Origin of the sequence: Rhodococcus sp. APC 3903, assembly GCF_030407755.1 — a bacterium.
Lineage (GTDB): Bacteria > Actinomycetota > Actinomycetes > Mycobacteriales > Mycobacteriaceae > Rhodococcus_F > Rhodococcus_F erythropolis.
This window is the reverse complement of sequence record NZ_JASDCV010000006.1, coordinates 276,687-290,011: the sequence shown is the minus strand read 5'-3', so window position 1 is coordinate 290,011 and position 13,325 is coordinate 276,687. Positions and strand designations below refer to the sequence as shown.

Sequence of the window (13,325 nt, the reverse complement as noted above, 5' to 3'; positions counted from 1 at the left end):
GACAAAACGGACTACTTTGAGTTCGAGATCAGCCGATCGCGCTCAGGTCTCCGTACACCGTCCGACCCTCCAGGATGGTGGCGAGCACCGTGATGTCGGCCAGCCTGGTCGGCTCGACGTCGAGGGGATTTGCCGACAGCACAACAAGATCCGCGTAGGCGCCGGGAAAGATGGACCCGATGTGATCTTCGCTGAACAGCTGCCACGCGGCGTTGACCGTATGGGCGCGCACGGCGGCGTCCACGGGGATCCGTTCCTGGGGTGCCACGACGCGGCCGCTGGGCGAAAGTCTGGTGACGGCGTCCTGCATATTCCGTAGCGGATTGGCGGGGGTGACGGGACCGTCGTTGTGGAAGGTGAACCGTTGCCCGGCCGCGAGTGCAGATCCTGCTGCGGCCCAGACGGATCCGTATTCGGGGCCGAACAGATCATCCACCAGAACGTCACCCCAGTAGTGCAAGTGGTCGATGAAGATGCTGACCGTGACGCCCAGTTCCGCTGCGCGGGCGAACTGATCCGGACGCATCGCGCCGACGTGTTCGAGACGCAACCGGTGATCGGGCCGGGGGTGCTCCTTCAGAAGTTGCTCCCACGCGTCGAGAACCATGGTGATCGCGTCGTCGCCGTGGGCGTGGCACGCCATCTGCCACCCTTTGGCGAAGTAGGCGGAACTGATGTCGTGGATCTGTTCGCCGGTGTAGTTGGCATGCCCGTGTGTGCAGGCGATCCCGAGCGCGCGGGTGGCTTCAGTATCGAGATACGGGAAGCTGGTGGCGATGTTACCGACCCACGGTGAACCGTCGGACCAGACCTTGATGCCGATCTGGCGCACCAGGTCGTTTCCGTCGCCCGGTGACGCCTCGGTAGTGCGCGCGTCGTTGGACATCTCGTAGAGCCGCAGGCGGGTGGTGAGCAGTCCGGCGTCGGCTATCGCTGCCAGGGCGGGCCGCATCTTGGGGTCGAACGACAATTCGGCGATGGTGGTGATTCCCGCGGCGTTCAGCCGGGCGCATTCGGCCGCCACCAGTGCAGGGAAGTCGTCACCGATGGTGACTGCGTGGCCCGCGACTGCAAACACCGCGGGCATTTCGTACGCGGATCCGTCGAGTGCGCCCGTCGCGTCGTGGCCGTACGATCCGCCGATCGGATCGGGGGTATCGCGGGTGATGCCGGCCTGCACTGCTGCCGCCGTGTTGAAATACGCGACGTGACCCGAGTTGTGCATGATCACGAGCGGGTACTCCGGCGCGACGGAGTCCAGCCAGGTGATGGTTGGGTCGGGTAGGCCCTTCTGCAGCAACGGGTCCCAACCGTTCAGAGAAGCACCGGCAGCACCTCGCGAACGAACAGTGTCGACGACGGCAGCAACTACGGCATCCGCCTCGGCGATCGTGACAGGCCGAATGTCGACGACGTCAGGCCCGAGAACGATGGCTTCTTCCAGGGGGTGACCGTGCGGTTCGATGAACCCCGGCAGAACAGCGGCACCTCCGACGTCGACGACGCGGGTATCCGGCCCCACCAGTTCCTCGACGTCCGTGCGCGCGCCGACGGCTGTGATCCGGCCGCCCGTCACGGCGAGCGCCTGGGCGCGTGGTGCTTCCTCGTGCATGGTCACGATGTCGCCGTACAGAACCAGATCAGCAGCCATGGTCAGTCCTTATCGGTTGTCCGCGTACGCCTGTAGGTGTGCCACCTGCTCGGGATCGAGTGAGGGACGTACCTTCTCACGGGCGGTTGCCACGTCCGCGGCCGTCACGTCGGCCGCGTCCATGCTCCGACGCATGGCGGCGAGTGCAGCCTCACGCAGGAGAGCCGAGCAGTCTGCTGCCGAGTATCCCTCGAGATCGACGGCCAGAATGTCCAAATCGACATCTTCGGCGAGCGGTACCGACTTGCCGGAAGCACGCAGAATCGCTTTGCGAGCCTCCGCATCCGGCGGCGGTACGAATACGAGACGTTCGAGTCTGCCGGGGCGCAGGAGAGCCGGGTCGATCAGATCCGGTCGATTGGTGGCGCCCAACACCACGACGTCGCGTAGCGGTTCGACGCCGTCGAGTTCGGTCAACAACGCGGCTACGACGCGATCCGACACCCCGGAGTCGGAGCTTTGACCACGACGCGGGGCAAGGGCGTCGATCTCGTCGAGGAAGATCAACGAGGGCGCCGAATCGCGTGCGCGCTGGAACAACTCGCGTACGGCCTTTTCGGAGGCGCCGACCCACTTGTCCATCAGCTCAGCCCCTTTGACGGCGTGGACGCTGAGGTGACCTGAGCTGGCAAGGGCACGAACGAGATACGTCTTACCGCAGCCGGGAGGGCCGTAGAGGAGCACGCCGCGAGGTGGGTCGACACCGAGGCGCGCGAAGGAGTCGGGGTGCTGCAGCGGCCACAACACCGCTTCGGTGAGCGCCTGTTTGGTTTCGACCATGTCGCCGACGTCGTCTAGGGTGACGCTGCCGATCGACAGTTCTTCGGTACTCGAACGAGACAGTGGCCGAATCACTTCGAGGGCACCGACAAGATCTTCCTGCGTGATCTCCGGAGAATCACCGGATTTGGACGCCCGCGTCGCCGCTCGCAAAGCAGCTTCACGGCAGAGCGCCGCGAGGTCGGCGACCACGAATCCGGGTGCGCGCGAGGCGATGGCGTCGAGTTCGAGGGTTCCGGTGGGCACTCGGCGGAGCAGGAGTTCGAGCAACGCCTTGCGAGTTGCGCCGTCCGGCAGGGTAAGTGCGAGTTCTCGATCGCAGAGATCCTGGCCGCGAAGGCGCGCGTCGACGGTCTCCGGATGGGCGGAGGTCGCGACGAATGCCACGCCCGGGGTTGCGACGGCGCTGCGCAGTTGTTCGAGGATCAGTGCGGACACCGGTTCCGCGGTGGCCGGAAGCAGAGCGTCGATGTCACTGATCAGCAGTACACCACCGCCGCGCACGGCAGCAACGGCGTCGACGATTCGCTGCAGGCGGGTATTCGCCTCGGTGGCACCGACTCCCGGGCCGTCGAGTTCGACCAGTTTGCGCGAGGACAGGACCGAGCGGGCCAACGTGGCTTTGCCCACGCCGGCGGGGCCCGTGATGAGGACGCCGAGGTGCGGTGAGGCGCCGAGCGTACGGAGCAGTTCTGGTTCGTCGAGTGCCAGGCCGAGCCACTCGGTCAGCTTGGCTGCCTGCGCTTGCGCGCCGACGAGGTGATCCAGCGGAACCGACGGTGCAGGCTCGATCGCGACGGCGGCCGGACTGGAAACAAGCGCACTCGGTGTCAGTGTGCCCGCCGAGCCGGAACCCCAGTTGACCGCCGAATTCGGCTGGACGCTGACCGGACCACCGGCAGGTTCGACGGCCGTGACGGTGAGCAGTTCGGATGTCCACGCGACGCCGAAGGTACGGGAAAGCGCTTGGGTGGCTTCGGAAGTGCTCGTACCCGGACCGAGATCGCGGGGGAGGAGCGAGACCGTGTCGCCGACGCTGACGACCTTGCCCAGAAGGGCTTGTCGCAGAACCGTCGAGCTGATCGAATTTGTCGCCATGGACGAGCCGGTGACGGAGACGGATCGCGCTCCGTACACCGTCACCGGACCGACCACGACGGATGAGTTCTCGGTCAGGCCGACGTTCGACATGGTGACGTCGTCGAGAAGGATCGTGCCTGCCGGGGTTCCGGTGGGCGCACGGCCCGCGACGGTCGCGGTGCCGCGGGCTCCCATGAGTGCGATGGCATCCCATTCGCGGATGCCCAACGCCGCCAACGCTTCGGGGTGCAAGCGCACTACCCCGCGGCGTAGGTCGGCGGCAGAGGTGTTGAGTCGAACGGTGAGGGCGAGTTCCGGCGAAGTCACCTCTCGAGAGTACGTCGTGGACTAGCGGGGTCGCCGCAATCCGAGACGAGCGGCCGAGCGGCGGCCACCGACGTTGGGTTGGCGTCGGATCGCGCGGCGTTCGGAAGGCTTGATGTCCCAGGTTTCGGGACGTGCTGCCACCCACCGCTTCGAGTGCACGGCAAACGGGATGTGCACCAGGTAGATCGCGATGAGAACGATCAGCAGGATGTACGGGTAGGTGATGAGTGCGGCCGCAGCCAACGTCACCAGGACGAGCAGGCCGGCCGCCATGTGCGGCGGCACGGATACCGACTTCATCGCCAGCGTCGGGATGCGGCTGACGATCAGTGCAGCCGAGAAGAGCGTCCACACGATGACGACGAAGTGCGAAGACCACCAGCCGTCACCCCACTGAGCCGTCGCGGCCAGGGGAGTGAGGGCGATGAGTGCGCCGGCCGGAGCCGGAACGCCGACGAAGTACTCACGTGCATACGCGGGGACGTCGTCGTCGTCGAGCAGGGTGTTGAAACGTGCGAGTCGCAACACGATGCTGACCGCGTAGATCAACGCGATGATCCAGCCGATGCTGGTGCCGTCCAGCAAGGTCACGTACAGGACCAGGGCCGGGGCGACGCCGAAGGAGATGGAGTCGGCCAGTGAGTCGAGTTCGGCGCCGATCTTGCTGGTGGCGTCGAGCAGTCGCGCGATGCGGCCGTCGAGTGAATCGAGGACGGCAGCGGCGCCGATCATCGCGAGCGAGGTGCCGGGTTGTCCATCGAGAGCGAATTTGACGGCGGACAGCCCGGCGCACAGCGCCAGGATGGTGATGACGGACGGCAGCAACCGCACCGCCTGGGTGCGTTTGGGCATCTTCGCGCCGGGTTGGGCGGCTCCCGGCTTCTTCACGGCTGACTTCATCTTCGGCGTCTTCACGGCAGTTGCGCGATAACTGTTTCAGCACCGATCGTGCGTTGTCCCGGCTCGACCAGGAGTGTGGTTCCGGCGGGGAAATACGTGTCGACGCGTGAGCCGAAACGGATCAGTCCGTACGTGTCGCCGATCGGCAGGACGTCACCGACACCGGCGTAGCAGACGATGCGGCGCGCGAGCAGTCCCGCGATCTGGACAACCGCAACGTCGTGACCATCGGCGGTTTCGATCAGCATGCTGTTGCGCTCGTTGACCTCGCTGGCGTCGGCGAGATCTGCGGAGAGGAACTTGCCTGCCTGGTGAACGACCTCTTTGACCGTTCCACCGACAGGGCTGCGCTGGACATGCACGTCGAGAACCGAGAGGAAGACGCTGACGCGCGGGCGCGGCTCGCTTCCGAGATTGAGCTCGGCGGGCGGAACGGCGTTGTCGACCAGCGCCACCTCGCCGTCGGCGGGTGCGACGACGACGCCGATGCGGTTGGGCGGCACCCGGTGCGGGTGACGGAAGAACGTGGCGCATGCGGCGGCGGTGGTCAGACCGGCTCGGCGCACCCACTTACGGTTGCGGCCCAGAGCTGCAACTCCCAGCGGGGCCAGCACGAACGGCAGGCCGGCGGGATGAAGTGGCGGAATCGCATGGCGAACCAGATCGACGATATGTCCGATCCCGGTGGGTTGCGGGGTTCCGGGGGGTGTGGGTCGGCGTGCCACAGGCTCCTCTAACTACTCGGTAGGTCTTCTGCTGGTCGCACTGACAGTACGGGGTGGTAGAGCATCCATAGATTACGTGAACGCCTTCTCTCCTACAGGCTGTAGTGGCATCAAGTACGAGTAGTACCCGACACAGTCGCCGGTGCGTATCGCCAGCGGGAGCGTCGCACCGCTTACTCGGATCACCAGTTGCCGCCCCGGTTGGGCTGCGGCGGCGTCGCGCAGTCGCTGCCGGTCGACCAGTACTCGGAACCTCTCACGGGGATCTGTTCCGCCCGGATCCACCCGGGCACCACCGTCTTCGCCGACGCTGACGACGGCACTGTCCTCGGTGCCGTTGAGCAGGGCGGCAAGGTGGTCGCCGCTCAGTTCGACGGCGTCGTTGTGCTCGCGCAGGATTCGGTGATCAGGGAACTCTCCGTCCTCGATCAGGGGACTGGACACCTCACCCCCCGGATACGACGCAGTCACCGTGCGCGGGGAGAAAGTCAGCGTCACGACGCCGGCGACATCGCGCAACAATCGCGCGAAGGCCACGGGAACGACAGCGGACACCGTCAGAGCAGAGTGAACTTTCACCTCTGCGACCGCGAGCCGGAACTGATCAGTGGTGACAAACGCAGCGACGCCGTCGTGAATGTCGAGGTGGACGCCGCGAAGTATCGGGAACTCCGATTCCTCGTTCACGGCGAACAGCACGGCGTCGAGTGCGCGTCGTAGATCCCACGAGTCGATGTCCACGCCGCCGGAGGCAGGTAGCGAATCGATCAGCCGGTGAATTCGCCCCAGTTCGGCGCGGGCGTCGGCGAGACCGTCCTCGAGGTTGCGCAGATGGGCGTCCAGGCACGAATGCGGTTCCGGCCCTGTCAGGACGGCCATCATGTCGCGGATCGGAACACCGACGCGTCGCATACCGGCGATCATGCGGGCGTCGCGGAGCTGATCGTCGGTGTACCAGCGGTAACCGGTGTGCGGATCGACGGAATGCGGGACGAGCACGCCTTCCTTGTCATAGAACCGCAGCGCGCTGATCGGGAGCGCCGACGCCCTGGACATCTCGCCGATCGTCAAGAGGGCGGAACTAGTGGTCACGGATCAATTCTGCCCGCAGTCGCTCGATGGCGCCCCTGATCATCCGGCCGTAACCGTCGTCGGCGAGTGTGCCGACCGACGCCTCGGCCTTCGTCAGATGCTCGACGGCCTCGGTGTCGCGTCCGAGTTTGCGGTAGTCGGCAGCCAGGTTGAGGTGCAGCGATGGATAGAAACCGGCGACCTGCAGCGATGCGTGGTGTTCCTGGGCTCGCGCGTCGGTCAACGAATCGGCAGCGTCGAGGGCGCGCAGGTCCCAGCAGAGCTCCTGAGCCGGATCGTCTTGAACGTCGGCCATGTAGTGCGCGAGGGTGACGATGTGGAGCGCATCGGGGGCGGCGCTGATCTCTTCCCACACCTTCTCGAACGCAGAGCGAGCCCCAGCTCGATCGCCGGAGCTCGCCAATTCTTGTGCCTGCGCTATCTGTGTCATCACGGGATCCATGGAACGGATCCTGATGCCTCGACCAGGTCGAGGGTCAAGCAGAGGTGCGTGCAGCCGCCTCGGCCTCGCTCTTCACACGCTTCAAGGTGGCATTCATGCCTTCGACGAGCTCGACCTCGAAGTCGGCGTTTCCGCCCAGGACGGTCTTGACGAGGAACTGCGAGACCTTCGACGTTCCGGTGGGAGCCTCGCGACGCTCGGTCACTTTGGTGCCGGTAGCGGTCGGCTCGAGTTCGTAGGACCAGATCGTGCGGTTCTCCGCGATGCGGAACGCCACCGACTTGTTGGGCTCGAAGCGAACGACCTTCGACGACGTCGGCCAGACCAGCAGGCCCTTGCGGTTGACGTTGATCGTCTTGGCGCCCTCACGCACGGTCCCGCCGATTACCTTCATCACCTTGCACTGGGGGCTCCATTCGCCCATGCGCTGCAGGTCGGCGACGATTGCCCACACGTCCTGCGGTGATGCGTCGATGTCGATGCTTGCTTCGAGGGTGTTGGACACAGTCTCTCCAGTCGAGTTGATGCTACGTAAAGTTACAAACACTTTTGTCGATCGTAAGCGATCCGTCAATGGACCATGTGTGTCAGGTCACTGTACGGCCGTCCAACAGGGTCGTGCGGGAACACGCGCGGTGGTAGCGGACAATGGTTCGCGCACGTATGACGATCCATCCGACTGGAGTACCGAGAAGTGAACAGCGACGCCGCGACGCAGGATGGCCTCAAGCGAGGGCTGACAGCGCGCCATATCCGCTTCATCGCCCTCGGATCAGCCATCGGAACCGGACTGTTCTACGGCAGCGCCGAGGCCATCAAACGAGCCGGCCCGTCGGTGCTCCTGGCCTACCTGATCGGCGGTATCGCGGTCTACCTGGTGTTGCGAGCGCTCGGCGAGATGGCGGTCCGTAACCCGGTTTCCGGTTCGTTCAGCGAGTACGCGAACAAGCACCTCGGACCACTCGCCGGTTTCATGACCGGGTGGACGTACACGTTCGAGATGGTGATCGTGTGCCTTGCCGACGTCACTGCCTTCGGCCTGTACATGCAGTTCTGGTTCCCGGACGTACCGAGATGGATCTGGGTTCTGGCTGTCGTCTTCTTCATCGGCGCGATAAACCTGTTGAGCGTCAAGGTGTTCGGCGAACTGGAATTCTGGTTCACGCTCGTGAAGATCACCGCCATCATCGCGATGATCGCCGGCGGCATCGCGATCATCGTGTTCGGATTCGGCGTTCACGACACCGATGCCGGAATCAGCCACCTCTGGTCGGACGGCGGGTTCTTCGCGACGGGCTTCGGCGGATTCGTCGCGTGTTTCGCGATCGTCATGTTCGCGTTCGGCGGCACCGAGATCATCGGTATCACCGCGGGCGAAGCCGAGGATCCGGCGCAGACCATCAGGAAAGCCGTCAACACGGTCCCGGTGCGCATCATTCTCTTCTACATCTGCACCCTCGCCGTCATCATGGCGATCATTCCGTGGCAGACCATCAACTCCGACAACAGCCCGTTCGTCCAGATCTTCGAGAACCTCGGATTGGGAACGGCCGCATCGATCCTCAACATCGTTGTCATCACCGCTGCCCTGTCCGCCATCAACAGCGACGTTTTCGGTGCGGGTCGCATGATGTTCGGAATGTCGCATGCGGGCCAGGCCCCGCAGGTGATGAAGAGAGTCTCCGCCAACGGTGTTCCGTGGATGACCGTTGTCATCATGACCGGTGCCCTGTTGGTGGGAGTACTGCTCAACTACCTGATCCCGGACCAGGTGTTCCTCGTCATCGCCTCGCTGGCGACCTTCGCCACCATTTTCGTCTGGATCATGATCCTGCTCTCGCAGTTCCGTTCCCGCGCTCAGATGAGTGCAGACGAAACAGCGGCACTGAAGTTTCCAGTGCCGCTGTGGCCGTACGGTCAGATCTTCGCGATCGTGTTCCTGGCTTTTGTCATCGTGTTGCTCGGCGTCATCGCCGACACCCGAGTTGCCTTGCTCGTCGGTGCCGGATGGCTGGTTCTGCTGACGGGCGCGTACTACAAGTGGGTGAAACCGGCTGTCAGCGCAGCGGATCGAAGTGGCGCATGACGGTCGGCGTCTGAGCGCCGGTCATCGAGTCGGCCACCATCTTTCCGGTCAACGGACCCAGGGCGATTCCCCACATCCCGTGACCACCGGCGACGTGCACCCGCGGCGACTTCGTGGCTCCGATCAACGGCAAGCCGTCGGTAGTGCACGGTCGTGATCCCACCCATTCCTCTTCCCTCGCAGTCCAGTCGATGCCGCTGAGCATCGGCTTTGCCGCATCGATGATCGCCTGCACGCGGCGCGGATCCAGCGGCGCGTCAGGGCTGCGGAATTCCATCATTCCGGCCACTCGGAAGCGATCGTGCAACGGAGTGCATGCGACGCGCTGGGTGGGGAAATACACAGGGTTCTTGGGGAGGTGCTCGGGCTTGACACTGAAGCTGTATCCGCGTCCGGCCTGCACCAGTTTGCGCACACCGAACGGTGCTGCGAGCTTGTTCAAGCGGGCACCGCTCGAGATGACTACGGAGTCACCGTCGCGTGAATCACCGTGTGCACTGCGAACAGTGACTCCGCCGACCCGATCGTCGATCTGCGTGACGTCGAAACCGCTGACGATTTCTCCACCGCGTTCACGAACCGCGTCCGCCAACGAGTTCACGAACAACGGGGGATCGATGAAACGCTGATTGCGCAGGCGCAAACCGGCTTTCACACCCTGGCCGAGTGAAGGCTCGAGCGAATGAATCGCGTCGTAGTCGAGGAGGTCGAAGTCGACCTCGCCGCCCGCGGCCTCGACGTGATGGAACTCGTCCACCAAGGTCTGTCGGTCCTTCTCGGACGCAAACGCGGCGAGGAAAGGATCGGCCAGGCGGGTCAGCTCTTTGACGCCACCGTCGGCGAGTTCGTCGTACGCGCCCAAGGCTGTTCGGTTGACCTCGGTGTAGACCGACATCGCTTCCTGCCACTTCGACGGCGTGCAGTGGCGCGCGAACCCGACCAGGAACCGAATCAGCTTCAGATCGGTGGTCAGTGGCACGTACACCGGGGACGACGGGCTGAGCATCGCGCGCAAGCCGTATTGGAGCACTGCGGGTTCGGGCAGCGGAAGCGTCAATGCGGGGGCAAGCCAACCGGCGTTGCCCCAGCTCGCGTCGGCTGCGACGCCGTCGCGATCGACGACGGTGACCTCGACTCCACGTTCCTGCAAGAACCAGGCCGTCGACAATCCGACAACACCCGCACCGACCACGACCACACGATCGGGGCTCAGACGAGTTCCCATGACGCACTCCTTCTACAGACTCTGCTCGAACCGAGACGCCGGTCACATCCGGCTCTTCTCTCAAGCATGAATCGCGGGGGCGGCAAAAGGACTGGCCGTTCGGCCATCGTCGGAGCTACCTCGTTGTGGATTCGCACAACGCACCGCCGCGCCTGCTCAGCGAGCGAGTTTGAACTGCAGCATCAGAATCAAGCGGGTGTCGGCGTCGGTCAGGTCGACGCCGCACATCTCCTTGCCTCGACGCAGACGGTTGCGGAGCGTGTTGGGGTGAACATGCAGTGCGGCAGAAGAATTCGCCACGTCACCGCCGTGCTCGAGAAAGGCCTTTGCCGTCGCGACCAGATCGCTGCCGTGCTGAGAGTCGTGACGTTCGAGGCTTCCGAGTGGTGTGGAGTCGCCGAGTCCGTCGATGATGTCGGCGACGTGCAGGGCGAGAACGGAGGCCAACGTGTCCCTCATTCCCGCGACGGTTCCGCCGGACCGGCCATGACGAAGCGCTCCGAGAACATGGTCGGTGTCCGAGCGCGAAAGATGTGATTCGCTTGCAGACTTCACGGTCCGGCCGACGGCCACTGCCAGGAATTCGCGACCACGGGCGCGCGTGAGGAAGTCGGCGGACAATCGGCGAGCGTTGGTCTCGTCTGTCGCGATGACAAGGTAGATGGTCTCGGACAGTTGAGCGGCAACGGCGTCGACGGCCAGAGTGTCGAGGTACAAGCTCAAAGAGGCGACCAGTCCCGCCGGCAGTGGTCCCGCAACGGTTCCGACGGCGACGACGGTGAGCGGGCCTGCCAACCGCAAGTCGTCTGCGGCGCGGAATGCGGGTTCGCCACCGCCGATCAGAGCTTGGACGCGCTGGGATTGGCGACGGCGTGTGCTGTCGACCCGGTCACGCTCCGAGGCGATTCTCTCGGCCACGACAGATACCGCGGATCGAAGTATCGATTCCTGTGTGGGCGTCGGTGTTCCGGCGAGTGCAACCCAGATCGAGCCGACGGGGTGATCGTTCTCGCGAACTGCGATAACCAGGCGCGGAGTGATCGCAGGGTCTTCGAGGTCGACGTAGATTGGGTCGCTCTCTCGGTGGAGGCGATCGAATACTCCTGCATCGGAGAGTAATTGGCGGAATCGGCTGGGTACTTGCCGGCCGAGGATCGTGCCGATGCGAGCTTCGTCCACGGCCTGCTCGCCGCCGGAGTACGCGAGGACAGTCGAGTTCTCGTCCTCGATCGTGACGGGAGCGCCGAGCAATTCGGCCAGAGAACCGGCAACGGAGAAGAGGTCGTCGTCGCGCAGGTCCATGGGTGGGAGCCTACTGAGCGATCGACGGATTTCGGGTTACGACGCCTCGGCAGGACCTCGATGGCGAATATAGGCTGGTGCAATGGCCGACATCGAAGGTGTTCTGTTCGATATCGACGGAGTCCTGCTCACGTCCTGGCAGCCGATCGAGGGAGCAGGGGAAGCGGTACGCGAAGTTCGGCGGCGCGGATTGGCCTGTGGATTTCTGACCAACACGACCTCGCGCAGTTCGACGCTCATCGCGCAGGGGTTGTGCGACGCCGGTATCGAGGTCGAGGCGAGCCAGATAGTTACTGCCGCCAGGCTCACAGGGGAGTACGTGCGGGCGACGTATCCGGACGCGCGGGCGTGGGTCCTCAATCACGGTGACGTGTCTGCCGATCTCGAGGGAATCGAATTCGACGACGCCGATCCGGAGGTCGTGATTCTCGGCGGCGCCGGCCCGGAGTTCAGCCACGAGGCGCTGAGCCGAGTGCTCGAACTTCTGCTCGCCGGTGTGCCCGTCGTCGCGATGCACCGCGGGATGATGTGGGAGACCGTAGACGGCCTTCGGATCGACACCGGAACGTACTTGCCGGGCTTCGAGGAAGTGGCAGGTGTAAATATCGCCGCAGTGGGTAAACCGTCTCTCACGGGGTTCCTGACAGCCACGGAGCTGATGCATGTCGAACCTGAGGCGACGGTGATGGTCGGCGACGACCTGATCGGGGACGTCCTCTCCTCACAGCGGGTCGGCCTGACCGGAGTTCTGGTGCGCACAGGCAAGTTTCGGCAAACAGTGCTCGACCTGTCGGTTCAGAAGCCTGATCATGTCATCGATTCGGTCGCGGATCTTCCGGCCCTTCTCGGGGTCGTCCTCGAGGCTTGACCAGGCGGGGGTGACGGACTTCACTCGAGCGGGTACTCTCGCGCCCGAATCCAATGAACCTGTTCCACGAAGGAGTTTTCTATGCCCTTGATCTCGTCAGTCTGGTTCCGTCGCTCATCCTCTCGAGTCAGCGGAATTTCCAGTAGTCGGTTGGGGGGCCGCCTGGCGAGAACAGGGGCTGTGATGACTGTAGGTATGGGGCTCGCCGCCGGGCTGGCGCTGACCGGTGCGGGAGCTGCTTCGGCAGCCCCCGTCACGTGTGTCTCGCCGCCGTCGGCCAATGACATCCAGGTCTCAGAGACCGCGAGCTGCGGCGCGCAGTCCGTCGGAGCCGGCCGTTCGCAGGCCGGTGCTGCCGAGAGCGGTACCGCTGTGAGCGTCGCCGCCGACAACGGCTACTCCAATTCATATGCAAACGGCTTCGGAACCGCGCTGGGGGCTTCTCGCGGTAACGGTCAGGCGCAGGCATTTGCGCTCGGCGGCGGTATCGCGCGGGCCGGGGCGGCTGACGGCAACGTCACCTTCGCCATCGCCGGTTACGGAGCGGGCGCTACGGCCGATGCCAACGGCGTCGACTGCGTCGGAGTGCTCTCGTTTGCGGTCAATTTGAGTAACGGACAGTTCTGCATCGCGGGCTGAGGCTCAACCTTGCACTCGGCACGCTCGAGTGCTAAAAATGCAGTTGGCACTCGCGAACCGTGAGTGCCAGGTCGAGGCAGTGAGACCGGGAACCATAGACACCCCCGGTCGTCCGTCGCGGGCACTGACTAGACCACAGGCGTAGATGGGTGACCAGGCAAATCGGTCGCCCGTGTAATGAGGTGACTGGTCAAACGGTCGCCTTGTG

General features: G+C 64.4%; 12 protein-coding genes. 3 read left to right on the top strand and 9 right to left on the bottom strand.

The annotated features are described in order from the left end of the window. Nucleotides 1-28: 28 nt before the first annotated feature. From QMA15_RS11370 to QMA15_RS11340, 7 genes are all read right to left on the bottom strand, one after another. Nucleotides 29-1,651 carry an amidohydrolase gene (locus QMA15_RS11370; RefSeq protein WP_279163238.1) on the bottom strand — a complete coding sequence of 541 codons (1,623 nt, stop codon included), beginning with the start codon at nt 1,649-1,651 and terminating at the stop codon, nt 29-31. A gap of 9 nt (nt 1,652-1,660) precedes the next feature. Next, nucleotides 1,661-3,838 carry an AAA family ATPase gene (locus QMA15_RS11365; RefSeq protein WP_003941536.1) on the bottom strand — a complete coding sequence of 726 codons (2,178 nt, stop codon included), beginning with the start codon at nt 3,836-3,838 and terminating at the stop codon, nt 1,661-1,663. 21 nt (nt 3,839-3,859) lie between these two features. Next, a complete protein-coding gene (locus tag QMA15_RS11360; protein WP_029254795.1) occupies nt 3,860-4,690 on the bottom strand; it encodes a phosphatidylcholine/phosphatidylserine synthase in 831 nt (276 codons plus the stop codon). Nucleotides 4,691-4,749: 59 nt separating this feature from the next. Continuing rightward, on the bottom strand, nt 4,750-5,463 hold the full coding sequence (locus tag QMA15_RS11355; RefSeq protein ID WP_279163239.1) for a phosphatidylserine decarboxylase: 714 nt from the start codon (nt 5,461-5,463) through the stop codon (nt 4,750-4,752). 72 nt (nt 5,464-5,535) lie between these two features. Continuing rightward, nucleotides 5,536-6,555 (bottom strand): MerR family transcriptional regulator, encoded by a 1,020-nt coding sequence (locus tag QMA15_RS11350; RefSeq protein ID WP_041814771.1) that lies wholly within the window; start codon nt 6,553-6,555, stop codon nt 5,536-5,538. Further along, on the bottom strand, nt 6,545-6,997 hold the full coding sequence (locus tag QMA15_RS11345) for a hypothetical protein (RefSeq protein WP_279163240.1): 453 nt from the start codon (nt 6,995-6,997) through the stop codon (nt 6,545-6,547). The genes QMA15_RS11350 and QMA15_RS11345 overlap by 11 nt, the downstream gene beginning before the upstream one ends. Before the next feature lie 34 nt (nt 6,998-7,031). Beyond that, on the bottom strand, nt 7,032-7,502 hold the full coding sequence (locus tag QMA15_RS11340) for an SRPBCC family protein (RefSeq protein WP_003941500.1): 471 nt from the start codon (nt 7,500-7,502) through the stop codon (nt 7,032-7,034). Between the two features lie 189 nt (nt 7,503-7,691). Between QMA15_RS11340 and QMA15_RS11335 the strand changes: the two genes are divergently transcribed. Then, complete coding sequence (locus QMA15_RS11335; RefSeq protein ID WP_019744479.1) at nt 7,692-9,083, top strand: amino acid permease; 1,392 nt, start codon at nt 7,692-7,694, stop codon at nt 9,081-9,083. On the opposite strand, the gene QMA15_RS11330 is transcribed toward QMA15_RS11335, so the two are convergent. Both QMA15_RS11330 and QMA15_RS11325 read right to left on the bottom strand, forming a co-directional pair. Further along, nucleotides 9,055-10,308 (bottom strand): FAD-dependent oxidoreductase, encoded by a 1,254-nt coding sequence (locus QMA15_RS11330; protein ID WP_290284490.1) that lies wholly within the window; start codon nt 10,306-10,308, stop codon nt 9,055-9,057. The two genes, QMA15_RS11335 and QMA15_RS11330, sit on opposite strands and share 29 nt — an antisense overlap. A 156-nt stretch (nt 10,309-10,464) precedes the next feature. Continuing rightward, on the bottom strand, nt 10,465-11,610 hold the full coding sequence (locus QMA15_RS11325) for a helix-turn-helix domain-containing protein (RefSeq protein WP_003941492.1): 1,146 nt from the start codon (nt 11,608-11,610) through the stop codon (nt 10,465-10,467). A gap of 82 nt (nt 11,611-11,692) precedes the next feature. On the opposite strand from QMA15_RS11325, the gene QMA15_RS11320 reads away from it, so the two are divergent. Together QMA15_RS11320 and QMA15_RS11315 are read left to right on the top strand one after the other, a co-directional pair. Continuing rightward, on the top strand, nt 11,693-12,478 hold the full coding sequence (locus QMA15_RS11320) for an HAD-IIA family hydrolase (RefSeq protein ID WP_019744476.1): 786 nt from the start codon (nt 11,693-11,695) through the stop codon (nt 12,476-12,478). 81 nt (nt 12,479-12,559) lie between these two features. Then, nucleotides 12,560-13,117: a DUF6764 family protein gene (locus tag QMA15_RS11315; RefSeq protein WP_019744475.1), complete on the top strand. Its 558-nt coding sequence runs from the start codon at nt 12,560-12,562 to the stop codon at nt 13,115-13,117. The last annotated feature ends 208 nt before the right edge of the window (nt 13,118-13,325 follow it).